Here is a 22,531-nt window from a genome sequence, read left to right as displayed (position 1 = left end):
GACGTATCCGCAGTTCCATGGACGAGATCGCCGAGATATGGGGTTGTTGCAATGGCCTTTCTTCATTTGCTGTGGACCATCACGGTGCCCATTTTGATCGTTTGCGCTGCCGGCGCGCTGGTGGCGCGGCATCAGCCCGTCGAGACGAAATCGCTGTCGACCGTCGCGCTGTACCTGCTGGCGCCGGCGCTCATTCTCTCGGCCCTGCCGTCAGCCAATCTGCGCGGCGATCACGTCGTCCAGATCGTCCTCTTCACCGCGGTGATGACGGCGCTTTGTTGGCTCGCGGCCACGGCGGCGAGTCGACTATTCCGCCTTGACCGAGCGACCTCGCGGGCGCTCATGCTGACCACCATCTTCAGCAATTCCAATAACTATGGCCTGCCTGTGCTGCTGCTTGCGTTTGGCACCCAGGGATTCGCGCTGGGAACCCTGTACGTGATCCTGCAGATTCTTTTGGTCAACACACTCGGCGTGTCCATCGCGGCGAGCGGACGCTCGGGCGAGAGCGGCTGGCGCGCCCTGCTGCGCGCCCCGCTCCTGTACGCGAGCGCCCTCGGCCTTGTGCTGGCCATCTTGCATCAACCGCTTCCAGGAGGGATAAGCACGGCGGCCAAACTGCTCGGAGACGCGTATGCAGCCGTGTTGCTGCTCATTCTGGGGATGCAGCTTGGCCACACGCGCTGGTTGGGCGCATGGCGGAAAGACGTATGGCTGGGCGTGGCGCTGAGGGTGGTGATGGTGCCTCTCGCGGCGAGGCTCCTGCTGCTTGCGCTTGGCATCCATGGCCTGCTCGCATCCGTGCTGTTCGTGGAAGCAAGCATGCCAGCTGCCGTCAACACGGTGGCGCTGGCCAGCCGTTACGGCGTGGCCGAGGAATGGACGTCCATGGTGGTGGCCATCACGACCGCGTTGAGCTTTGTGTATTTGCCGCTCGTCATCGCCATCAGTGCGTGAGCGAGCAGCCTACCACTCCACGGCATCCCAGTCGATGTCAGCCTGAAGCGTTACATCCTCGAGGGCACACCCACGTTCTTGAGCGAAGCGTATGACATCCTGCTCGATCGAATGGTACTCTGGGCCACGAGCAATCATCTTCTCCATCATCGTCGCGATCGAGGATGCGCGGCGAGAAGGAGACTTCTTGGCGTACTCAAGATTGAGGTAGTCCAGATATTGCGTGGTATAGTTCTGAGACCACGGAAATCTCGTATCCGTCGCCTTCAAAAAGCGTTTGAACGCGGTAGGGCTCACGGCCTCGCGGACACACTGGATGATGAGGGCTTGAAAGTGGTGCACATGGACAACGTGAAGATCCTGGTTGGGATTCATGTAAAGCCCATATGGAGTTTCTCCTCGCTTGTCCGCATAGAGGATGAGAAAGTCGTTCAATGCGGCAGCCACAAACAACGCTTCTGGGTACAGCGTTTCAAACGAAAAGCGCACATTTTCCTGAGGGGCGATGAGCCCATGAAAGCGCATCATGTCTTCAGTTAGCCCATTCGGATAGAGCTCCACCCGACGGTGCCCTTGAAGTGCATGCCGCACATCGTAACATACGCCCAGCACGCGCAAACGAGCTTCCTCGAAGCTGGGGTATTCTCCCTCCTCGCCGACCACCTCGTGCAAAGCATGATAAAGAGCTTGCAAATCGTCGTAGTCTCCACTCACTTCGATGCCAAGCAGATTCGGCGTATTCTTCGCTCGGAGCATAGGACACCTCCGCCTCCGCGGAACCGACAAACGTTTTGACTCATAGATTGACAGGATCGGAGCGAATTCGCAAGGCGGGAGGTCACTATCCCCGTAGAATCTGAATGGGCAGCGGATAGGCTCCAAAAGAGCAGTTGGAGGACGCGATAAGCCTCGGTGGTGCTCATCACGACCGCGCGAGCCTCACTCTTCCTCTTTCGAAAACCGCACGAGATCCGCGATATCAAGCATGGCAGTCTTCCGAACAGCGCGTGTATTCCCCACTTCCATCAGCCCGACAAACGCCGCGATCACGCATGCAAGCAACGCACAAGCCGTCCAAGAAAGCCGGAACAGCACGATACCTCCGACAAGGGTGTACAGGCATGCCGAAGCCATGCAGGTTAGAAAGAGTGCGCGAAGTTTGCGGCGGTAGACCGAAACAACCTCCGACGGCGAATAGCCCAAGTGGCGAAGAATTCCCATGTCTTTTCGACCACGGCGAAGGTCATTCCGAAAGAAAAGCCAGATGCCAGCGTACGTGCCCGCCGCCACGAGCATGGTGAACACCAGGGCCATCCAACTGGACGTTTGGAGCGTCGACGAGAGTTGTTGGAACGCGCGAAAGGTGTACACCGTGTCATAGCCGCGGCCGGCCAGCGCCCGCGCAACCCGGTCCACGTCCGCTACATGAGGTACATAAACCGCTACGTTCTCCACCGGTTGAATGCCCAAATCCTGTCCTTGCGTAAACGCGCGAACCAAAGCAGCGTACGGCCGTTGATACGCTGTCTCCAGGATGCGCCGGTACGTGTCGTAGGAGACAAAGAGCGGTCGACCGAGTGCGTTCTCCCCCGTGGCCTCCGATTGCAATGAGAAGAGCGGGGCTTGTCGAGTGATCGGGGCGGTATGCGATAGCGTCATGGACACACGCCGATCGCTCTCGTAGCCACCTTGGGTCACGCGAACCACTGGAACTTGCAGAATCAGCGGACTTGGCGTAGGCGGAACGGCGTAACCCGTGTCATCTCTCATGGTCAGAAGCCCCAGCAGCAGCGCGCCACCGGGATCGACCGACTCCACCCAGTTCGTGCGGCCTGTCGAATCCAGAATGCCAAAGTTAATTTGGTATACATTCCACACCCTTGCTTTGGCACCGGGCATAGAGCTCGCAAAGATCCGTTCGATTTGTTCTCGATCACGAAATTGAACGTGCCTCGGAAGAGTTTGATGTTCTGACGATTGGGCGTCGACCAAGATGACGTGAACAGCGTCATTGGAGAAAAACTGTCGCTTCACATCGAGCGCCATGCGCAGTGTGTACAGGCCCAAGGTCGAGAGCACGAGCAAAGCGACGAAGAGCGTCGCAGCCGCAATGCGGAACTGAATTGGCGTCTTGTTTCTCATCATGCGGGCGACATCACGAAGAGGCGTTGCATCATTCCGCATGCAGGACACCTCCCTGTAGACGAAGCCGTTCGGGGTGAAGCATGTCAGGCACCGGGGCATGACTGCAGATGATGGACGTCTTGTTTGCCAATTCGTCTGCCAACAGTCCCCAGATGCGATCAGCCGTCACATCGTCCAAGTTGGACGTCGGCTCGTCAAAGAGTAGGACGTCGGCAGGTGGCAGGAGAGCGAGGACAAGTTGCAAGCGCCTGCGCTCCCCGCCCGACAGCGCTCGGACCTGGATCCGTTCCATGCCTTCGAGGCGACAGGCCTGCAGAAGTTGGTGAGCACGTGCTGCCCAGCCTTCTTCCAGTCGCCTTGCCATCGCCTTGAGCCGAAGATGATCCCAGACCGTGAGATTTGAGAAAAGGAGGAAGTCCTGCGGCGCGTATTCGATTCGCGATCCGCTCGCCACTTGCACAATCCCGGCGGTTGGCCGCTCATAGCGTGCCAAAACCTGCAGAAGCGTCGTCTTGCCCGCTCCACTGGGCCCGGAGATGGCGTACACCTTTCCAGCTTCGAACGTTACATTGATCGCTTTTAGAATGTCGCGTCCACCGTAGCGCTTCACCACGTTTTGCATAGCAATCACGATGGGTTCTCCTCTTCTCCGCCGGCATAGCTCCAGCTGACAATCTCGACGCGCCCATCGCAGTCCAACTGAACGCCGTTTGGCATCCACTCCACTCCTTCAACCGAAGTGGCGCTGCCGAGGTGCCTCCCGTCTGAAAGTTGAAACACGTCCGCGCGTGTGGTAAGCGACTTCGGATCGTCGTCGAACTGCACAAGGACACCCTGCGGCGTAAGGACGTTCACCGCTCGCACCGGAAGATGGATCGAATCGAACACAAACTGATGATCGGCGACCTTCACAAGCCGTCCTTCATACGCGAGCAGGGGATCGTCTGTCCAATGGGTCGATACGAGTTGAGGCTCTGCATTCAAATTGGCTGCAGGCAGTCGGTACAGCCAAACTGCGCGATCCGGCCGGAGCACCGTAAAGTACAACGTCGGCCCCGCAAGTGCACCTTGTTCGATGGCACCTTCCACATGTACAAAAGGATGCAGCGTTCTCGTCGTCGGATCCCATCTCACGATGTGCCGCCACTCCTCACTGCCGTCATCGCGGTAATGGACCAAGAGGAAGAACGCGTTTTGCCCGTCCGCTGCAAGCGGGAAAATGGCATCGTGTGCTGCATCAGGAAGCGTGTAGACGGTGACCGCCCTGCCATTCTGAAGCTGCACGATGGAAAAGTGATTCGTGAGGCTGTTGCCCATGGTGTACAGATCAGAAGGCGTGGTGAAGTTGTACACAAATTCGTTGGATACGTTGGTCCAACTGACCGCAATCTTCTTTACCGTGTCATAGAGCACGAAGCGCTGACCCACAGGATCTTCGATCACGCGCTCGTCGGCGCTCGCAGGTCCTGGGATGATGACGGCGTTCGCTGGCCTTGGCGGCGTGCTACAAGCCGTCACCACGCACAAGGCGGCGCAGGCGGTGAATGCCATGGGCCAACGTGGCTTACGTGCGCTTGAGCACAGCATGATTCACACTCCTGCACTAATCGCGTACGTCTTCGGATCTCCAGCAAGTTTAACGGTAGCAGTATTGACCGTGACAATTGAGCCCTGTTTGTAGTCCGATTGTGGTCCGATGACGACGTTCCCGCGATAGTCCGATTCCTTTGCTCCATTGTCGTTGGTCCAGTATTTCACTTGTGTCCGAACAGTCTGCCATGAAGAAGAATAGGAAGCTGTTGCTGAATCGCCGGATATGCCCATCGTAATTGAAGCCCCGTTCCTCAAATCCGCCTGGCTGTACCACTGCGTGCGGATCCACTCGACGGTCCGGGACCCGCTGTAGACTGCAGAAACTTGCCAGTTCCATGTCAACGCATTTCCCGTTTGAGAAGCAAATGTCGATCTCCAAACATTAGCTGTAAGCGATCCCTCACCCGACGGCAAAGTTAAGGTTTGAGATGTGTTTGTATGCGGAAGATAATCTTGCGTTGTGACGATTGAATTGCTTTCATCTGCCGCCACGGTAGGAGATACGAACGCCAAGCTAACCACTGCCGCAGAAATGGCGTTCAGCATAGTGCGCCTCATGACTAGCCATGACCTCCACTTTTAAGTTCCGAATCTCGAGGAACAGTGTACCAGAACAATCCGAGGAATATAGCTAGCATTTTGCTAGCAATAGTCATGGAATAGGGAAAAAAATGTGTAAACTTGAGAGGAACCCACTCAATTGGACGTTCAGGAGCGTGAACGCATGCGGATGATCTTGTGTACAGACGACACCTGTCTTATCCGAATGCTCTCTGTCATCCTCGAGGCGTGCGATTTGCACATCTGCGGAACTGTCGAGCGCACGACTGCAATCTCGGTGGCGACAACAGAGGATATTTTTATCGACGGCATCGCGTCTTGCAGTGAGGCCTTTTGGGCCATGGTGGAGTCATCGCCCCGTGCAAACCGGCACTATGTCATGATTCGGTCACCACTGACCGAAAACGACTGGCATCGCGCGCGCTCGTTAGGACTCTCAGGATTTTTAAGTGATCCACTTGCAGCACTTCAGACGTTCATCGGAGGTGATCTAGAGACCTTTGTAAGGCGATTCACCGTTCCTGAAGGACTTCCCTCTCTGCCCATTGTGTCTGTGAACGTCGGTCGCGGAGTGCGTTATAAATCCGGCGAACAATGCCTGATGATCGAACATCGCCGTGTTCCGCTCTCGCAAATGGAGTCAAGACTTCTGGAACTCTTTCTCAGCCACGAGGGAGAAGTCTTGACGCGGGACGCGATCGCGAACGCTCTGTGGAAAGGGCACGTAAATCCGAAAGGCATCGCCAAGCTCGTGTCAAGGCTGCGGCAAAAACTCGGTCCCGCGGGTGACCTCGTGCAAGGCAGGCGACAAGGCGGCTACGTGTATCGCCGTGTGACAGACATCTAGCCCCGCTTGGCCCGGCACAGACAGGACAAACATGTGCCTAACCCTTGTCCATTCTGAGGTCCATCAGCAGCTCGTCGATCTCGCGTATGAGCGCCCCCGCCCCATCTTCACTCGATAGATAGAGCCGCACCCAATGCAGCAGGTGCGCGCGGTTCGCGTGTCGAATGGTAGCTTCAGGCGTCCACTCGCTCGGCAGGCGAAACTGGGCCAGCCACCGATTCCAAAGCTCACGGCGCCAACCGGCCCGCCGGAAGACGGATCGCACGGCGATGGCAAGTCGCTCGTCCTCCAAATAGATGAGCGGCTCTGCATGGTCGACGACGTCCGCGATGGCGGCGAGAATCGACGCCCATTCCGCTTCGCCCGCGACGGGATGTTGCGCACAGGCCGCGAGCGCATCTGCGGTGTGCGCGGCACTATGCGCCCAGCCCTTGCCCGGCACGTAACCACGGCGATCCCGCTCGCAAGACGCGTACCGCGCAATGCGGGCTATCGCGTGAAGGACGAGATCGCGCTCAAGCACGCGCCGCCTGGCATCGACGTCGAGGATGTGCCCGGCGACGAGCGCGCTGAAGGATCGCCCGAAGACGCTATCGTCCCCCACCCTGCCTATGCCATGAAACAGATGATCGTCGCTCAACAATTGTTCAAGGAGCCACGCCAACTGCTCAGGCGGGATCGCCCCCATCTCGAGCAAACGGCAGAACAGCGAATAGGCGATCTCGTCGCGGACTTCGCCGTCCGGCGCGTGGAGTCCGGCGAGCAGGCGATTGAGCAATTCGATGGGGCATTCGTCATACGCCTTACGCAACAGGGCATCGTCACGTCGGGCGAGATCGCGCAAGGGCTCGATCTTGGAAGACCTCCGTTCTCGGGATGAACCGACGGGATAGGTTGAGATGAAAAATATACATATGTATATCTAATTTTACAAAAATAATAGTTGAAGTATCTTGATCCTCTTTCTGAAGCGAACTATGATAGACCTTGCAGCGGCTGAACTTAGATGGTCCCGTTAGGTTGGCAACGGGTTCGAAGGAGCGAGTCCCATGGAAGATAAGGCCGAGCTCATTCTTTCCAAACTCGACGTGATGAACGGTGAGATCCACGCGCTCGGTGATCGACTGGATATGGTGGCCCAAGGGCTGCACGCCGTCGACGGACGCCTCGATGGCGTTGAGCACCGGTTGAATGCTGTCAACGAACGCCTCGATGCCGTCGAACATCGCCTGGACGTCGTCGATGAGCGCCTCGATGCCGTCGAACATCGCCTGGACGTCGTCGATGAGCGCCTCGATGCCGTCGAACATCGCCTGGACGTCGTGGACCAGCGTCTTGATGCCGTCGAACACCGCTTAGACGCAATGGACCAGCGTCTTGACGCCGTTGAGCACCACTTGGGCCTCGTCGACCAGCAACTTAATGCTGTCGAGCACCGCCTGGACGTCGTCGATCAACACCTGAGTGTCATCGACATGCGCTTGGACCACCAGGATCGCATCTTGGCTGAACACACTTCCCTGCTGAAAGAGCACACTTACATCTTAAATCAACACACCGAGCGTCTGGAACATCACAGCCAAATGCTACAACAGCACACCGAATTGCTTGAACGGCACACCGAAATTCTCGAGCAGCACACAGAAATGCACCGCCAGCACAGCAAGCTGTTGGAAGATCAGGCTCGCACCCTGGAGCGTCATGAAGATATGTTGACGCAGCTCATCTCCATTGTCGGCTCCACCAATGCCATGCACACGGATCTCCAGTCAGACGTGGTGGATTTGAAAACGATCCAAATTCGCCAAGATAAGGTGATCGAGACCCTGGCGCTGCGTTCACTCGAGCACGAGACCGACATCCGCTATTTGAAGCGCGCGAGATCAGTCTGAGCACGGCCCTTCTTCTATCGATCCGTCAGGAGGGACGCTTCATGGCCGACGAACGAGTCGTCATCGGCGCTGGAACCGAACATCCGCTTCAGGGGATCTTGTCGATTCCGGATGACGCAACCGGACCGCTTCCTGCCGCTGTGTTGGTTCACGGATCGGGCCCCAGCGACATGGACGAGAAGGTCGGAAACAACTATCCGTTTCGCGATCTGGCGCAGGGTCTGTCTGCGAGGGGAATTGCCGTCCTGCGCTATGACAAGCGAACCTATGTGTACGGCAAACAGATGAAAGGCGACGTGAATCTATCGGTAAGAGAAGAAACCATCGAAGATGCCGTCCTCGCGGCTGAACTTCTGCGCAACGACCGGCGGATCGATCCAAACCAGGTGTTTGTCATTGGCCACAGCCTGGGCGGCATGCTCGCTCCGCGCATGGACGCAGAAGGTGGTCATTTTGCGGGCCTCGTCATCATGGCGGGGTCTCCGCGCAGGCTTGAGGAGATCCTGATCGATCAAAATGTCGCGCTTCTCAACTCGTTGAACAGGTGGTTGAGGGCAATCGCGAAGAGACAGATCGCCGCTTTGATCTCGAAATTCGATCACCTCTATGACCTTAGCGACGAAGAGGCGAAGTCGACGAGGCTGTTGGGGCGGCACGTCACGGCATACTACTTTAAAGAAATGGGAGAGCATCCGTGTGCCGATTACCTCAAGGACTTGACGAAGCCCATCCTCATCTTGCAAGGGGATAAGGATTTTCAAGTGTCTGTGGAAAGGGATTTTGGCGGTTACCAACAATTGCTCGGCGGCAGGCCAAACGTCACCTTCAAGCTCTATCCGAACCTGAATCACCTGTTCATGCCGTCGGTCTACGGCGATATCCGTAAGGCAAAACAGGAGTACCAGGTGCCGCAACACGTCGATCCGCAGGTCATCGAGGACATTGCCCATTGGATTCGGTCGGTTTGCGATCAAACATGCCAGAGTCCGTAGAGCGATGTGGGGCTATTGGCCCATGACATCACTCCAACGCCCCTTTCGCCCCATCGTGCGCCTACGCCCGCTTCATCGCCACCACGCACTCCACATGAGACGTCTGCGGGAACATGTCAAACGGCCGAATATCCGTCACATAGAACCCGCGCGCCATGAGCAGGCGGAGATCCCGCTCCAACGTGGCCGGATTGCAGGACACGTACACCAGCCGGTCCACCTCCGCATCGGCCGCGGCCTCGATCGCGGCTTTGTCCACGCCCTTGCGCGGCGGATCGAATACCAGGACATCCGCTCGGTTGCCCTCTTCCACCCAGCGCGGTAGCCAGCGCTCGACGCGATCGACGACAAAGTCCACGTTTTGCACCCGATTCAGCTTCGCATTGGCGCGCGCATCGGCGATCGCGTCCTCGACCTCTTCCACGCCCACCGCCTTGGCCGCTCGCTCGGCCAGAAGCAGCGTCATGGCACCCACGCCGCAGTACGCGTCGATCACGACGTCCGTCTCCCGAATGTCCGCGGCGCGGACGACATGTTGGTACATACGCTCCGCCATGTCGGTCTGCACCTGCAGGAACGATCGCGGCGACAACCGCAGGCGCCGCCCGCAAATGTTCTCCTCGAGGTGGCTCTGCCCCTTCAAAACCTCCACCGCCTTGCCCCAGACCGGGCCGTGTGCGCGCGGCTGCACGGTCGCGGCCACCGTGACCACGCCCGGCGCGTGGAAGCGGCCGACCGACCGCTTGATCCGCGGATCGTCGACCGCGATCGCGAAGACCACCGCCATCTCGCCGGTGGCGCTCGACTGCCGCACGATCACGTGGTGCACGAACTGAGCCGTGGTCCCGAGCGACGTGAGGAACCAGCGGGTGCGGCGCAAAACCTCGTCCATCGCCTCTGGGATGAGGAGGCACGTCTCCGTGATCGCCATGTCGTGCGAGCCGATGGCGAAAAAGCCCATCTCCACCGCCTGGCGCGCCTCGTTCCAGCGCACAGGCATCTGCACCTGATTGCGATACCGGTACGGCGTGCGCGACACCTCGATTGGCCGCACGGCGCCGGGGTCGAGATCCAACCGCTCGGCCATCCGCCGAATCCGCGCTTCCTTCCACGCCGTCTGGGCCTCGTACGCCATGTGTTGCACCTGGCAGCCGCCGCACACCCCAAACACCGGGCACGGCGGCTTCACGCGATCCGGCGCGTCATTCGCCCGCATCAGCACACGAGCGCGCGCAAACCGCTTCTCCACCTTCTCGATCCGCACCCGCGCCCGTTCGCCAGGCAACAAAAACGGGATGAACACCGTCATCCCGCCGATCGCGGCCACACCATCGCCGTCGTCGTTTTGGCGGATTGCCTCGACCTCGTATTCCTCACCCGCCGCAACCGGCGGCGACTGGATGTCAGCCACGAAGTCATCCCTCCATCAAAGGCTGTTGATCTTCTCGATCAACATCTCGTTCACCAGGGTGGGATTGGCCTTGCCGCGCGTCGCCTTCATCACCTGGCCGACGAGCGCCGCGAGCGCGCGCTCCTTGCCGCCTTTGAAGTCCGCCACCGACTTCGAATTGTTCGCCACGACCTCGTCGATGATCGGCTGAAGCTGGGCGGGATCGCTGATCTGCTCAAAGCCTTTCTCCTTGATGATCTCGGCCGCGCTCTTGCCCGTCTCCCACATCAACTTGAACACTTCACGCGCCTGCTTCGACGAGATCTTTCCACTTGCCATCTCGCCGATGAGCCCCGCGAGGTGTTCGGGCTTCAAGGGGCATTCCGCAAACGACTTGCCCTGCGCGTTCAATGCGCCGGACACGTCGCTCATCACCCAGTTCGAGGCCTGCTTCGCGTCTGCCCCCGCCGCGATCACGGCCTCATAGTACGCCGCCATCTTCGGATCCGACGTGAGCACGCCCGCGTCGTACGACGGCAGCCCGAGCTCCTCCATGTAGCGGCGGCGCTTGGCCGAAGGCAACTCGGGGAGCGACGCGCGGATGCGCTCGAGCCACGCGTCGTCGATGTCGAGATCGACCAAATCCGGCTCGGGGAAGTAGCGGTAGTCGTGCGCCTCTTCCTTCGTGCGCATGGAGACCGTGGTCTGGGTCGCCTCGTCGAACCGGCGCGTCTCCTGGATCACCGGCTCGCCGTTTTCGTACCTCTCGCGCTGGCGCTCGACCTCGTACTCCAGCGCGCGCTGCACGAACCGGAACGAGTTCATGTTCTTCAGCTCGACCTTGTTGCCGAACTCGCTCGCGCCGACCGGCCGCAGCGAAATGTTGGCGTCGCAGCGCAGCGATCCTTCCTCCATCTTGCAATCGGACACGTCGCAGTACTCCATGATGCTCTTGAGCGCCTCGAGGTAGAGCCGTGCCTCCTCCGGCGAGCGGATGTCCGGCTCCGACACGATTTCGATGAGCGGCACGCCGGTCCGGTTGTAGTCGACGAGCGTGTGCGATCCGTCCGCGGCGTGCATCGACTTGCCCGCATCCTCCTCGAGGTGCAGGCGCGTGATGCCAATTCGCTTGGTCTCGCCGTTCACCTCGATCTCGATGTACCCGTGCTCACCGATGGGCTTGTCGTACTGCGAGATCTGATACCCCTTCGGGAGATCTGGGTAAAAGTAGTTTTTCCGATCGAACTTCGACCTCTGGTTGATCTTGCAGTTCAAGGCGAGCGCCGCCTTCACCGCCAGCTCCAGCGCCCGCTCGTTCAGGACCGGCAGCGTCCCGGGGTGGCCGAGGCAGATGGGACAGACGTTGGTGTTGGGCTCCGACTTGCTGTCATTTCGGCAGCCGCAGAAGATCTTGGTGTCCGTCTTCAGCTCGACGTGCACCTCGAGGCCGATGATCGTCTCGTAGTTCATTCTGCCACCCCCAGCACCGGTTTCGGCCACGCGAAGTCGCGCACCTGTTCGTACGTGTGCGCCACGCGCAACACGGTCGCCTCGTCAAACGGCCTGCCGATGATTTGCAACCCCACCGGCAGCCCGTCCACAAACCCGCACGGCACGCTCGCGCCCGGCAGGCCTGCGAGATTGGCCGGGATGGTGTAGATGTCGTTCAAATACATCTGCAGCGGGTTGTCCAGCTTCTCGCCGAGTTTGAAGGCCGTCGTCGGCGCCGTCGGCATGGCGATCACGTCACACGCCTTGAACGCCTCCTCGTAGTCCTGGCGGATGAGCGTCCGCATCTGCTGCGCACGCTTGTAATACGCGTCGTAGTAGCCGGAGGACAGCGCGTACGTGCCGATGATGATCCGCCGCTTCACCTCCATGCCGAACCCCTCGCTGCGCGACTTCTCGTACATCTCGATGAGGCTTGACGCCTCCGCGCGGCGGCCGTAGCGCACGCCGTCGTAGCGAGCCAGGTTGGACGACGCCTCCGCAGGCGCGATCAAGTAATACGTCGCCACCGCATACTCCATGTGCGGCAGATCGATCTCCACGATCTCGGCGCCCGCGGCCTCCAGCTGGCGAATGGCCCGCTCCACGGCCTCCTTCACGCCCGGCTCCAGTCCCTCTTCCGGCAGATGGCGGACGATGCCCACACGCAGGCCCTTGACGCCGCGCTCGATCCCGTCCGCAAAATCCGGCACCGGCTGCCGGCTGGACGTCGAATCCATGGGGTCATGCCCACAGATGGCGTTCAGCACGAGCGCCGCATCCTCCGCCGTCCGGGTGAACGGGCCGATTTGATCGAGCGACGAGGCAAACGCGATGAGCCCATATCGGGACACGCGCCCGTAGGTCGGCTTCAGCCCGAAACAGCCGGTGAACGCCGCCGGCTGGCGAATGGAGCCGCCGGTATCCGATCCCAGCGCAAAGGGCACGAGCCCCGCCGCCACCGCCGCGGCCGAGCCCCCGCTCGATCCGCCCGGCACGCGATCCTCGCCGTACGGATTTGCGGTCTTTTGAAACGCCGACGTCTCCGTGGACGAACCCATGGCGAACTCGTCCATGTTGGTCTTGCCGACCATCACGGCCGCCGCCTGGTTCAGCTTGTCGATCACGGTCGCGTTATAAGGGGGTATGTAATTCTCCAGAATGCGCGACGCGGCCGTGGTGCGCACACCCCGAGTGACGATGTTGTCCTTGGCCGCATACGGCACGCCGCGGAGCGGCGCGTTCTGATACATCTTGGCGCGATCGATCCGATCCGCTGCCGCAAGCGCCTGTTCCTCGTCCACCCACAGGAACGCCTTCAAGCGGCCATCGATTTCGCGGATCGCGCGAAGGGACATCTCGACCCAGTCGCGCGCACGGGTCTCCCCCGCGGCGAGGGATTGCAGGATTTGCTTGACCGTCGGCAGACTCATGCGCCGCCCCCTCCTTCCAGCACTGCGGGCACGCGCACCATGCCCTGATCTTGGTCCGGCGCGTTCCTGAGCGCCTCTTCGCGCGCCAGGCTCTCGCGCACAACGTCGGGGCGGACCACGTTGACCTCGTGGAACGGATGACTGGTCGGCTCGACGCCGTCCAGGGAAACACGCTGCAGTTGTGCGGCGTACTCGAGAATGTCGTTCAACTGGGGAACGAGTTGCGCGAGTTCCTGAGGATCCAGCCACAGCCGTGCCAGCTTGGCGACGTGGCTCACCGTTTCATCGGTGATCTTCAACGAACATCCTCCTTCTCTGTGAAGCCATCGGGTGGCGATGAGGCTTGTCAGACGAAGTTCCTCTCGGGATTATAGCACAGGCCAGGAGCCCATGCCGATTTTCTCCTGGCGACAGCGTGCATTCCCCGTTCAGTCATGTCCGTCATCCGGATTTCATAGACATAGAGCGAATGGAGGACCACATTTCAGGGAGGGGCCTATGACCTTGTCCATGCATGACCTGCTCGTGACCCTCGCCGTCGTCATCCCGGCGTCCTTCATCGCCGGCCGCTACTCGAACCGGATCGCATTCTTCCACGCGCGTGCAGAGCAGAAGCTCACGGTGCAGGAATTTCTGCGATCCCGCAGCTGAACCGCGCCTCGCGCGTGACACCGAGAGGCCACCTCGGCGCGAACTTCGCGAGGTGGCCTCTCGTTGCTGTCGGTTGGGTCTCAGTCGTTTTCGGCGTTCAGCATGGTGAGAATGGGATCGTTCGGCGCATCGTCGTGGATGGCTGTGATGCTCACGCCGAGGACCTCCGGGAGATAGGACGGATCATACATGGGGTTGCTTTCAAGCTCCTCCCACGCGTTTTCGAAGGTATAAAGGCCGTTCTGAATCTGGATCTCCATCTCCGCATCCAACAGCTTCTGTCCATCCACATTCCCAAATCTTTGCGGGATCAGCGACACGTACATCGTACCGGGCGTGGGCGGGATTTTGCTCTTCTTCGTTCCGATGGACGGAAGATCCGCCTGAACCTGGCCGGACGCCGTCACGGTGACGTGATGCTTGCCGGGTATGGCTTTGAATTCATGTCCGACGGGCTGGTTCGCCGGTTGCACGAAAATCTCCCCGTGATACGTCGGCGAGATGCTGATGTCGAACGACACCCCGGCGTTTGCCACACTGGCGGACTGTTTCAGCGCCTTGGTGAACTGCGCGTTGAACGCCGAAACGGTTTCGCCGTACGTGTCGTAGAACGCCTGGTTCGGGTCTTCCGACTCAAGGTGCCGAACCAGCGTTTGAATCGACGACTTGCCGTGGTGCGCGATGAGGTAACACACGGCGAGCCAGTCCTGCAGTTCATAGTCGTAGGTCTCCTGTCCAGACAGGATGGCGGCCTCGCTGGCCGTCAAGGGAACCAATTGATTGGACTGCACGACCTGCAAGATGTCCTCGGCGTCCTGCTTCTCATCGCTCGCAAAATCCACGGGATTTTCGATGGCCTTCTGACCGTTCATCCCCATGTACACGGCCATGCCCTCGTTCATCCAGCTCGGGATGTTCGAGATGTGCTGATTGATGTCGACGTGGGTCAATTCATGCGTCAGTACGTTGGCGAGATCGACATCCGTAGGATTCTGAAACAGGGGAATGACCACCGTGCTGCCCAGCGTGAAACCGTTCGAATCCTCGGAGAGACTCGATGCATCGCTCGGTTTGACCCCGAGCTGGCGAAGTTCCGCCTGGTAATCCGCCGCGTTTTTCACGAGCACGATGGTCGCGGTGTGATTCATGCGCACGCCAAGAAAATCGCGAATGCGCTGAATCGAGTTCACGCGATTGAGAAGGTTTTGGATATGCGTGACCTCGGAAGATGGGATGCCTGAGCCAAAGGTCACGATTTGAACCGGAGGTCCGAAGAAAAAGGGAAGAGAGAAGTGAACGCCCTTCGCATCGGGAGATGTTGGCCGGGACGCCTGCTGCGCCTGTTTGCCGCCATCCGCCAACGATGCCGCCTGCCGATGAGAATCCGAACTGCAATCCGCGTTCTTACAAGCTGCGCTGATGGCCCCGAGTCCAAGAAGGCCCGCGGCCAATACCCCGCCTATCCAGCGACTCCGCATGTTCCAATCACCCTGTCAGCGTCACGAGTCACAACCTATGTAAGCGATTGACCTCCAAATCCGCGTTCGCTGCGATTATTGTGGCAACGCACCTCGCAAACGTCAATATGCAAATGTCGAAGACATCGAAGAATTGAAGGCGCTACGCACCTCGCGCGTTTCACCGCTCAACTTAAGTGTACCGCGGTTTGGTTACAGGAAGATGTCATGCAAAATAAGATTTTGTTTATCGATTGTATATAAAACATCGATTTGCGTTATGACTCGTTTCGAGGCATGCTCAAGGTGCCGGGGATCATCGCGGGAAGGCACCATGCACGCGTGCACGCGCCCGGGGACGAACACCGCAACCCATCCTCAAGCTTGGGCTGGCACGGGCCAGCCCCTTTTTTGTGCTCAGCGCAGTCCCGCTTCGTCGACGAGGCGCAAGAACGCGGCTTCATCCCAGATCTCGAGCTTGGCATCCGGATGCGTTTGCAAGATCTCCTGCGCTTTCGCCAGCTTCGATCCCGCCTTGTCGCCCGCGATGAGCACGTCGGTCTTCGTGCTCACGCTCGAGGCGACCTTGCCCCCCATCCGCTCGATCCACTCGGTTGCCTGCTTGCGATCCGCCGCCTGAAGCACGCCGGTCAGGACCACCGTCTTTCCCGCCAGAGGGCCGTCCGACACCTTCTGCGGCCCGAGATAGGTGGTGTTCACGCCGAGATCCTTCAGTTCCTGGATCAGCTGACGCACGCGAGGCGTGTCAAAGTATTGGCGGATGCTCTGTGCGACCTTCGGGCCAATGTCGGGGATGGCCATCAGCTCGTCCTCCGTCGCGGTCATGAGCGCGTCGATGCTGCCGAAGTGCTCCGCCAGGGTTTTTGCGGCTTTTTCGCCGACGTGGCGAATGCCGAGGCCAAAAAGCAGGCGCTCGAGCGAGTTCCGCTTGCTCTCCTGGATGTTGTGCAGCAGCTTATCCGCGAGCTTGTCGCCCATCCGTTCGAGCTGGACGAGATCGGCCTTGCGGAGACGATAGAGATCCGCATGCGTGCGCACCAATCCCCGTTCCAAGAGCACCGTGATCCACTGTTCACCGAGCCCCTCGATGTTCATCGCGTCGCGCGAACAGAAGTGGATGAGTCCCTCGCGCAGAAGCGCCGGGCAGTCGGGATTGATGCAGCGCCACGCCACCTCGCCGTCGAGTCGCACGAGCCGCGATCCGCACTGCGGGCACGTCTCCGGCATGCGAAATTCCGGCAAAGGCTCCGTGCGCCGCTCCGGCAGCGATCGAATGACCTCGGGAATGATGTCGCCCGCTTTCTGCACCACGATCACGTCGCCCACGCGAATGTCCTTCTCGCGCACCAAATCCTCGTTGTGCAGCGACGCGCGCGAAACCGTGGTCCCCGCCAGCTGAACGGGATCGAACACGGCCGTCGGCGTGACCACGCCGGTGCGGCCGACGTTGAGCTCGATGGCGCGGAGCGTCGTCTCCGCCTGCTCCGCCGCATATTTGTACGCAATGGCCCAGCGCGGGCTCTTCGCGGTGGCTCCGAGGCGCGCCTGAAGCGCCAGCGAGTCGACTTTCACCACCATGCCGTCCGTGGCGTAGGGGAGATCGTGCCGCTTATCGGCCCACGCCTCGATATAGGCGATCACGTCCTCGATGTTCCCGCACACGTGCCGCTCACGGTGCGCCGGCAGGCCGAGGCGCGCCACGTAGTCGAGCGCCTCGCTGTGCGTCGCAAAGCCGCGCTCGTCCGCGCGCACGAGTTGGTACACGATCACGCCGAGCCTCCGGCTCGCCGCCACGGCCGGATCGAGCTGGCGGAGCGATCCGGCCGCCGCATTGCGCGGATTGGCGAACAGCGGCTCGCCCTGCTGCTCGCGAAGCTCGTTCAGCCGCATGAACTCGCGCTTCGGCATGTACGCCTCTCCCCGCACCTCGATGGACACGGGTTCAGAAAGCTCGAGCGGCACGTTGCGGATGGTGCGGATGTTGGTCGTGATGTCCTCTCCCACCGATCCGTCACCGCGCGTCGCGCCGAGCACGAGCCGACCCTCCTCGTAGCGGAGCGCCACCGCCAAGCCGTCGATCTTCAACTCGCACACGTAGCGCACGTCGTCGCCGACCGCCTGGCGCACCCGCCGATCCCAATCGAGCAGATCTTCCGTCGAATACGCGTTGGCGAGCGACAGCATGGGAACCTCGTGCACGACCTTGGCAAACCCCTCAAGCGCCGGGGCGCCCACCCGCTGCGTCGGCGAGGCCGGATCGACGAGCTCCGGGTACTTCCGCTCCAACTCGATGAGATCGCGCATTAATGCGTCCCATTCCGCGTCGGAGATCTCGGGATCGTCCTCCAGGTAGTACTTGCGGTTGTGGTATTCAATCTGTTCCCGGAGCACCTTGGCGCGCGCTCGCGCCTCTTCCAAGGAAAGGGCCGACTTGCCATCCACGGCACGCATCACACTCCTAAGCACGAACTGCATGGTCTGTTAGGACATCCGTTTAGGGATCCACCTTTTGAATCGGGGCAAACTTGGCAAACAGCCGCTTCTCACCGATGGGATCCTCAAAGCGCACGACAAGTTCGAGCGACTCGCCCTCTCCCGACTTGGCCACAATCACCCCGCGCCCCCACTTGCGGTGCTCGACGAGATCGCCCGGTTCGTAGGGCACAGAGAGATCCGCGCCGAACGATCGCGGCACGCTGAGCCTCGGTGCAGCCGCGTCGGCCGCGGCATGGGTGGGAACGCGCAGGCCCGCGGGCGAGTCGCGGCGAACGCCGCGCCCAAACGCCGACTCCTCCTCGCCGAAGCGCTCCAGGTCCGTCGCCGGCATCTCCGACAGGAAGCGCGACGGCGTGAACGAGCGGCGTTCACCGAACAACATGCGGGATCGGCAGGTGGTGAGATACAGCCGCTCCATCGCGCGCGTGATTCCGACGTAGCACAGCCTGCGTTCCTCCTCGAGTTCCTCGCCGCCGTTCAGCGCGCGCCGGTGCGGAAACACGCCCTCCTCCAGGCCGACGAGAAACACCACGGGAAACTCAAGCCCCTTCGCGGCGTGAAGCGTCATCATGGACACCTCGTCCAGATCCTCGCGCCGCCCCGGTTGCCCGCCGGGGAGATCCGCGTCGGACACGAGCGCCACCTGCGTGAGGAACTGCTCAAGCGCGCCCATGTCTCCTTCTTCCGCCCCGTTTTCGTCAAACTCGCGCGTGAGCGAAAGAAACTCGTCGAGGTTTTCCAGACGGGCTTCCGCTTCCAGGGTCCGCTCGGCGCGCAGCGCCTCTCGGTAACCGGAGCGCTCCAGAACCTCGTCCGTGAGGTCCGTCAGCGGCAAAAACGCGCGCTGCAGCTGCAAGGTCTGAATCAGTTCCACGAACGACTGGAGCGCAGTCGCCGCCTTCTTTGAAATCCCCGCCTCCGCCGAGTGGAGAGCCGCCTCAAACAGCGAGACATGATGCTGTCGAGCGTAATCGGCCAGCTTCTCGAGCGTCGTGTCGCCAATCCCCCGCTTCGGCACGTTGACCACCCGAAGGAACGACACATCGTCGTTCGGATTGGCGATGAGGCGGAGGTACGCCATCACGTCCTTCACCTCGCGCCGCTCGTAGAACCGGAGTCCTCCGTAGATGCGATACGGAATTCCGCGCTGCAGAAAGGCCTCCTCCAGCACGCGCGACTGGGCATTGGTGCGGTACAAGATGGCGATATCCCTGTACCGCCGTCCATCGGCCACCATGCGGGCGATCTCGTCCGCAACCCACTCGGCCTCCACCCGCTCGTCCGGCGCCACGAACAGCTTCGCCTTTTCGCCTTCACCGCGATCCGTCCAAAGGTTCTTCTCGAGGCGCATCTGGTTGTGCTGAATCACCTGGTTCGCGATGCGGAGAATGCGGCCAGTGGATCGGTAATTTTGCTCGAGCCGGATGACGCGCGCATCCGGGTAATCCCGCTGAAACTCAAGGATGTTGCGGATGTCTGCGCCCCGCCAGCCGTAGATGGACTGATCCGAATCGCCGACGACGCACAGATTGCGCCGCCGCTCTGCGAGGAGTTTGACCAGGACGTACTGAGCATGGTTGGTGTCCTGATACTCATCCACATGAATATGGCTGAACCGGTGCTGGTAATACGCGAGGACGTCCGGCACCTTGCGGAACAATTCGACCGTCTTCACGAGAAGGTCGTCGAAATCGAGCGCCTGGTTTTCGCGCAACCGGTTCTCGTACGCCAGGTACACGTCGCCCACCATCTTGTCGTACGGCGATCCGGCGAGATCGAGCGCCTTCGCCGCCGACCGCAGCTCGTTCTTGTGCTGACTGATGGCGGAGAGCACCGCCCGCGGCTCGAACTTGCGCACGTCGATGTTCATCTCCTGCATCAGCCGGCGGACGAGGGACACCTGATCCGCGGCGTCGAGCACGGTGAAAGCCGATGTGTATCCCAGGTGATGAATGTCGCGCCGCAGGATGCGCGCGCACATCGCGTGGAAGGTCGACGTCCAGATGTCGGAGGCGCCAGGCCCGACCAGGCGCTCGATTCGCTCTTCCATCTCCCGCGCCGCCTTGTTGGTGAACGTGATGGCGAGAATCGCCCACGGCGGCACGCGGCGCTCGGCGATAAGGTACGCAATTCTCCGCGTGAGCACGCTCGTTTTGCCGCTACCCGCACCGGCGATGACGAGCACCGGCCCGTCGGTCGCCATGACCGCCTCCCGCTGTCGTTCGTTGAGCCCCTTCAGGATGTCGCTCGTTCCCGCCGTGGCCACCATCCATCACCCTTCGCACGCACCCTTGTGTTATTGTTCAGTATAGCAGGTCTGTCCAACGAACGCGATCACGTGTTCGTATCAAAAAAACGCAAAGGAAGTGACGGCGAACCATGAACCACCCGGACGCCATTTCGCCTGTGCGAGTCTTCCGGCCGCGGAGCGAGGAGGATCGACAGTGGCTCCTCGATCTCTGGAAGCGCGAATGGGGCGGAGAAACGATGGTTTCGCGCGGCAGAGTCTATCGACTTGAAGACGTCGAGGCCGTGATCGCGGCGCAAGGCGGTGCCTACGCGGGAGCTGCCACGTTCGTGATCCTCGGCGATGAATGCGAGCTGTTGAGTCTCAACAGCCTGGCGGAAGGTATTGGCATTGGGACGCGACTGCTGCAGGAGGTCGAAGATGCGGCGAAACAGGCCAACGTGTCGCGCGTGACGCTCATCACTTCGAACGACAATTTGAAGGCGATGCGATTTTACCAGCGGCGCGGCTATCGATTTCACGCCGTGCGCGTGGGCGCCATCGACGAGGCGCGAAAGCGAAAACCGTCGATTCCCCACCTGGGACTCGATGGCATCCCGTTGCACGACGAGATCGAGATGCGGAAAGCGTGGTAGGCGTGCGGCCTTGTAATGATGTCACGTGGCTTGCGTGGTTTTCCACTCCTGCGCCAAGAGGCTGTACACGGCGTGATCGACGTAGTGGTCGTACAACCACTCGGCTTGTCGTTTGCAACCTTCATACTGGAAGCCAAGCCGTTCCGCGACGGCCCTGCTCTTGTGGTTTCCTGTCGCGGCGCGGATCTCCACGCGATTCAGACCGTATTCGCGAAACAGGATGTCGATCACGGCCTTGCAAGATCGGGTCATGATCCCCTTTCCCTGGTATGGCTCGCCGAGCCAATAACCCAAGCTCGTCGACCGATTCGCCCAATCGATAAAGTGAAGGCCCAATACCCCGGCCAACTCGCCTCGGTACCACAGGCCAATCTCGGCGCCGTTCTGCGCCGCATAGCGCTGAAGCCCCGACTCAATAAACGCTCGCGTGTCTGCCGAACTCCGAGTGGCGTCCAGAAACGGCAACCACTCGCGCAGATAGGCGCGCGAGCTGTCCAGGAGTCGGAACACCACGTCTGCATCCCTGGGTTCCAACAGCCGCAGGCGGAGATCGCTATCGATGGGTGCAGAAAACATGCCGTGCCTCCTCGGTACTCCGACGTATCCACAGATCATTCTGCATCCGAGGAAAGGTTCCTGCTGAATCCCACCCAGAAGCACATTCCAGGAATTGAGCTTGACGAGGGGTGTGACGTCTGCTATATTCATTGCTGTCCGCTTTGAAGGACTTCAAATCGATGACGGAATGTAGCTCAGGTGGTAGAGCGCACGGTTCGGGACCGTGAGGTCGCAGGTTCGAGTCCTGTCATTCCGACCATCAAACGCCGCGCACGGCTTGTGCGCGGCGTTTTTCGTATCGCGCGAGTCCCCTTCGGGGACAGGGAGCGGCAGGATTTCGAAACGCGGGGTCGAATGCTTTACTTGATAAAAAAACTCCCCTAAGGAGGTCTTGCCCTTGCGTCTCCAAGATCGCGTCGCAGTGATCACCGGTGCCGCGTCAGGGATGGGCCGCGCCATGGCCATCCGCTTTGCGCAGGAGGGCGCGCGCGTGCTCGCCGCCGATATCGCGGCCGAAGGACTGGAAGCGGTGGCAAACGAGATTCGAAGCGCGGGTGGTTCTGTCGAGACATGCGTCGCCAACGTGGCATCGGCAGATGATGTCGACCACATGATTCAGCGCGCCGTCGACGTGTTCGGCGGCTTGGACATCCTGGTCAACAACGCGGGGATCATGGACGGCATGAAGGCGGCGCACGAGGTCACGGACGAATTGTGGGAGCGCGTGTTCGCCGTCAACGTCACGGGTCCGATGCGCGCCATCCGTAAGGCGCTTCCTCTCATGATGGATAAGGGACGCGGCGCCATCGTGAACATCGCTTCGGTGGGCGGGCTGTTCGGCTCGCGCGCGGGCGCGGCGTACACGGCCTCCAAGCACGCCATCGTGGGCCTGACCAAGAACGTCGCTTACCAGTATGCGCGCTTTGGCATCCGCTGCAACGCCATTGCCCCGGGCGGCGTGGAGACGAACATCATGGGCTCGAGCCCGAATGTCGATCCGGCATCCATCGGCGTGCAGGCGGCCATGGCTGGGATGAGCCTCAATCCGCGGACGGGCAAGCCGGAAGAAATCGCCCAAGTGGCCTTGTTCCTCGCGTCGGACGAGGCGAGCTTCGTGAACGGCGCCGTGATCGTCGCGGACGCAGGCTGGACGGCCTATTGACACAC

At 60.5% G+C, this 22,531-nt stretch carries 21 protein-coding genes and 1 tRNA gene; 8 read left to right on the top strand and 14 right to left on the bottom strand.

Annotated elements, in window-relative coordinates; translation table 11 throughout:
- Positions 1 to 51: 51 nt before the first annotated feature.
- Positions 52 to 957, top strand: coding sequence for an AEC family transporter (locus tag J3481_RS05445; RefSeq protein ID WP_206830252.1), 906 nt, complete (start codon positions 52 to 54; stop codon positions 955 to 957).
- Between the two features lie 9 nt (positions 958 to 966).
- Here J3481_RS05445 and J3481_RS05440 read toward each other — a convergent pair whose 3' ends face one another.
- From J3481_RS05440 to J3481_RS05420, 5 genes are all read right to left on the bottom strand, one after another.
- The gene (locus J3481_RS05440) at positions 967 to 1,713 is read right to left on the bottom strand and encodes a DUF6904 family protein (protein ID WP_206830251.1); all 747 of its coding nucleotides are present in this window, start codon (positions 1,711 to 1,713) and stop codon (positions 967 to 969) included.
- 183 nt (positions 1,714 to 1,896) lie between these two features.
- Positions 1,897 to 3,141, bottom strand: a complete 1,245-nt coding sequence (locus J3481_RS05435; protein WP_206830250.1) for an ABC transporter permease family protein — start codon at positions 3,139 to 3,141, stop codon at positions 1,897 to 1,899.
- Positions 3,131 to 3,724, bottom strand: coding sequence for an ATP-binding cassette domain-containing protein (locus tag J3481_RS05430; protein WP_206830367.1), 594 nt, complete (start codon positions 3,722 to 3,724; stop codon positions 3,131 to 3,133). Before J3481_RS05430 ends, J3481_RS05435 begins: the two co-directional genes overlap by 11 nt.
- 5 nt (positions 3,725 to 3,729) lie before the next feature.
- Entirely contained in the window at positions 3,730 to 4,689 is a 960-nt protein-coding gene (locus J3481_RS05425; protein WP_236011231.1) for a hypothetical protein, read from the bottom strand.
- A 3-nt stretch (positions 4,690 to 4,692) separates the two neighbouring features.
- A complete protein-coding gene (locus J3481_RS05420) occupies positions 4,693 to 5,241 on the bottom strand; it encodes a hypothetical protein (protein ID WP_236011230.1) in 549 nt (182 codons plus the stop codon).
- Between the two features lie 178 nt (positions 5,242 to 5,419).
- Here J3481_RS05420 and J3481_RS05415 point away from each other — a divergent pair, with 178 nt between their 5' ends.
- Complete coding sequence (locus J3481_RS05415; RefSeq protein ID WP_206830248.1) at positions 5,420 to 6,103, top strand: helix-turn-helix domain-containing protein; 684 nt, start codon at positions 5,420 to 5,422, stop codon at positions 6,101 to 6,103.
- A 37-nt stretch (positions 6,104 to 6,140) separates the two neighbouring features.
- On the opposite strand, the gene J3481_RS05410 is transcribed toward J3481_RS05415, so the two are convergent.
- Positions 6,141 to 6,914 carry a DUF2785 domain-containing protein gene (locus tag J3481_RS05410; protein WP_206830247.1) on the bottom strand — a complete coding sequence of 258 codons (774 nt, stop codon included), beginning with the start codon at positions 6,912 to 6,914 and terminating at the stop codon, positions 6,141 to 6,143.
- A gap of 238 nt (positions 6,915 to 7,152) precedes the next feature.
- On the opposite strand from J3481_RS05410, the gene J3481_RS05405 reads away from it, so the two are divergent.
- Together J3481_RS05405 and J3481_RS05400 are read left to right on the top strand one after the other, a co-directional pair.
- Positions 7,153 to 7,995 (top strand): hypothetical protein, encoded by an 843-nt coding sequence (locus J3481_RS05405; RefSeq protein WP_206830380.1) that lies wholly within the window; start codon positions 7,153 to 7,155, stop codon positions 7,993 to 7,995.
- A gap of 41 nt (positions 7,996 to 8,036) precedes the next feature.
- Positions 8,037 to 8,987 carry an alpha/beta hydrolase family protein gene (locus J3481_RS05400; RefSeq protein WP_206830246.1) on the top strand — a complete coding sequence of 317 codons (951 nt, stop codon included), beginning with the start codon at positions 8,037 to 8,039 and terminating at the stop codon, positions 8,985 to 8,987.
- Positions 8,988 to 9,048: 61 nt separating this feature from the next.
- On the opposite strand, the gene rlmD is transcribed toward J3481_RS05400, so the two are convergent.
- From rlmD to gatC, 4 genes are read right to left on the bottom strand one after another with little or no spacing between them, the layout of a single operon-like run.
- On the bottom strand, positions 9,049 to 10,398 hold the full coding sequence (gene rlmD / locus J3481_RS05395; protein ID WP_206830245.1) for a 23S rRNA (uracil(1939)-C(5))-methyltransferase RlmD: 1,350 nt from the start codon (positions 10,396 to 10,398) through the stop codon (positions 9,049 to 9,051).
- A 15-nt stretch (positions 10,399 to 10,413) separates the two neighbouring features.
- Positions 10,414 to 11,847: an Asp-tRNA(Asn)/Glu-tRNA(Gln) amidotransferase subunit GatB gene (gatB, locus tag J3481_RS05390; protein ID WP_206830244.1), complete on the bottom strand. Its 1,434-nt coding sequence runs from the start codon at positions 11,845 to 11,847 to the stop codon at positions 10,414 to 10,416.
- On the bottom strand, positions 11,844 to 13,298 hold the full coding sequence (gene gatA / locus J3481_RS05385; protein ID WP_206830243.1) for an Asp-tRNA(Asn)/Glu-tRNA(Gln) amidotransferase subunit GatA: 1,455 nt from the start codon (positions 13,296 to 13,298) through the stop codon (positions 11,844 to 11,846). The genes gatB and gatA overlap by 4 nt, the downstream gene beginning before the upstream one ends.
- Positions 13,295 to 13,597 carry an Asp-tRNA(Asn)/Glu-tRNA(Gln) amidotransferase subunit GatC gene (gene gatC / locus J3481_RS05380; RefSeq protein ID WP_206830242.1) on the bottom strand — a complete coding sequence of 101 codons (303 nt, stop codon included), beginning with the start codon at positions 13,595 to 13,597 and terminating at the stop codon, positions 13,295 to 13,297. The genes gatA and gatC overlap by 4 nt, the downstream gene beginning before the upstream one ends.
- Before the next feature lie 205 nt (positions 13,598 to 13,802).
- Here gatC and J3481_RS05375 point away from each other — a divergent pair, with 205 nt between their 5' ends.
- Complete coding sequence (locus tag J3481_RS05375) at positions 13,803 to 13,949, top strand: hypothetical protein (protein WP_206830379.1); 147 nt, start codon at positions 13,803 to 13,805, stop codon at positions 13,947 to 13,949.
- Between the two features lie 80 nt (positions 13,950 to 14,029).
- Here the strand turns inward: J3481_RS05375 and J3481_RS05370 are convergent, their stop codons facing one another.
- The 3 genes from J3481_RS05370 to pcrA form a co-directional block, all read right to left on the bottom strand.
- Positions 14,030 to 15,427 (bottom strand): gluzincin family metallopeptidase, encoded by a 1,398-nt coding sequence (locus J3481_RS05370; protein ID WP_236011229.1) that lies wholly within the window; start codon positions 15,425 to 15,427, stop codon positions 14,030 to 14,032.
- Positions 15,428 to 15,823: 396 nt separating this feature from the next.
- A complete protein-coding gene (gene ligA, locus J3481_RS05365; RefSeq protein ID WP_206830241.1) occupies positions 15,824 to 17,878 on the bottom strand; it encodes an NAD-dependent DNA ligase LigA in 2,055 nt (684 codons plus the stop codon).
- A 43-nt stretch (positions 17,879 to 17,921) separates the two neighbouring features.
- A complete protein-coding gene (pcrA, locus tag J3481_RS05360; RefSeq protein WP_206830240.1) occupies positions 17,922 to 20,192 on the bottom strand; it encodes a DNA helicase PcrA in 2,271 nt (756 codons plus the stop codon).
- Between the two features lie 110 nt (positions 20,193 to 20,302).
- Between pcrA and J3481_RS05355 the strand changes: the two genes are divergently transcribed.
- Positions 20,303 to 20,806, top strand: a complete 504-nt coding sequence (locus J3481_RS05355; RefSeq protein WP_206830239.1) for a GNAT family N-acetyltransferase — start codon at positions 20,303 to 20,305, stop codon at positions 20,804 to 20,806.
- A 21-nt stretch (positions 20,807 to 20,827) separates the two neighbouring features.
- Here the strand turns inward: J3481_RS05355 and J3481_RS05350 are convergent, their stop codons facing one another.
- Positions 20,828 to 21,382 (bottom strand): GNAT family N-acetyltransferase, encoded by a 555-nt coding sequence (locus tag J3481_RS05350; protein ID WP_206830238.1) that lies wholly within the window; start codon positions 21,380 to 21,382, stop codon positions 20,828 to 20,830.
- A 165-nt stretch (positions 21,383 to 21,547) separates the two neighbouring features.
- Here J3481_RS05350 and J3481_RS05345 point away from each other — a divergent pair.
- Both J3481_RS05345 and J3481_RS05340 read left to right on the top strand, forming a co-directional pair.
- Positions 21,548 to 21,623, top strand: a tRNA-Pro gene (locus tag J3481_RS05345).
- A 138-nt stretch (positions 21,624 to 21,761) separates the two neighbouring features.
- On the top strand, positions 21,762 to 22,526 hold the full coding sequence (locus J3481_RS05340; protein WP_206830237.1) for an SDR family oxidoreductase: 765 nt from the start codon (positions 21,762 to 21,764) through the stop codon (positions 22,524 to 22,526).
- The last annotated feature ends 5 nt before the right edge of the window (positions 22,527 to 22,531 follow it).

The sequence above is a fragment of the Alicyclobacillus fructus genome (assembly GCF_017329605.1).
GTDB classification, from domain to species: Bacteria; Bacillota; Bacilli; order Alicyclobacillales; family Alicyclobacillaceae; genus Alicyclobacillus; species Alicyclobacillus fructus.
The sequence above is the reverse complement of the archived record's forward strand: the minus strand, read 5'-3'. Positions and strand labels throughout refer to the sequence as shown.

Bases quoted from the DNA above. Each gene is read 5' to 3' on its own strand.
- J3481_RS05420 (WP_236011230.1), bottom strand. From the start codon at position 5,241: ATGCTGAACGCCATTTCTGCGGCAGTGGTTAGCTTGGCGTTCGTATCT.
- J3481_RS05445 (WP_206830252.1), top strand. From the start codon at position 52: ATGGCCTTTCTTCATTTGCTGTGGACCATCACGGTGCCCATTTTGATC.
- J3481_RS05440 (WP_206830251.1), bottom strand. From the start codon at position 1,713: ATGCTCCGAGCGAAGAATACGCCGAATCTGCTTGGCATCGAAGTGAGT.
- J3481_RS05350 (WP_206830238.1), bottom strand. From the start codon at position 21,382: ATGTTTTCTGCACCCATCGATAGCGATCTCCGCCTGCGGCTGTTGGAA.
- J3481_RS05415 (WP_206830248.1), top strand. From the start codon at position 5,420: ATGCGGATGATCTTGTGTACAGACGACACCTGTCTTATCCGAATGCTC.
- J3481_RS05355 (WP_206830239.1), top strand. From the start codon at position 20,303: ATGAACCACCCGGACGCCATTTCGCCTGTGCGAGTCTTCCGGCCGCGG.
- gatB (WP_206830244.1), bottom strand. From the start codon at position 11,847: ATGAACTACGAGACGATCATCGGCCTCGAGGTGCACGTCGAGCTGAAG.
- gatA (WP_206830243.1), bottom strand. From the start codon at position 13,298: ATGAGTCTGCCGACGGTCAAGCAAATCCTGCAATCCCTCGCCGCGGGG.
- J3481_RS05425 (WP_236011231.1), bottom strand. From the start codon at position 4,689: ATGCTGTGCTCAAGCGCACGTAAGCCACGTTGGCCCATGGCATTCACC.
- ligA (WP_206830241.1), bottom strand. From the start codon at position 17,878: ATGCGTGCCGTGGATGGCAAGTCGGCCCTTTCCTTGGAAGAGGCGCGA.
- pcrA (WP_206830240.1), bottom strand. From the start codon at position 20,192: ATGGTGGCCACGGCGGGAACGAGCGACATCCTGAAGGGGCTCAACGAA.
- J3481_RS05400 (WP_206830246.1), top strand. From the start codon at position 8,037: ATGGCCGACGAACGAGTCGTCATCGGCGCTGGAACCGAACATCCGCTT.
- J3481_RS05435 (WP_206830250.1), bottom strand. From the start codon at position 3,141: ATGCGGAATGATGCAACGCCTCTTCGTGATGTCGCCCGCATGATGAGA.
- J3481_RS05405 (WP_206830380.1), top strand. From the start codon at position 7,153: ATGGAAGATAAGGCCGAGCTCATTCTTTCCAAACTCGACGTGATGAAC.
- J3481_RS05370 (WP_236011229.1), bottom strand. From the start codon at position 15,427: ATGCGGAGTCGCTGGATAGGCGGGGTATTGGCCGCGGGCCTTCTTGGA.
- J3481_RS05430 (WP_206830367.1), bottom strand. From the start codon at position 3,724: ATGCAAAACGTGGTGAAGCGCTACGGTGGACGCGACATTCTAAAAGCG.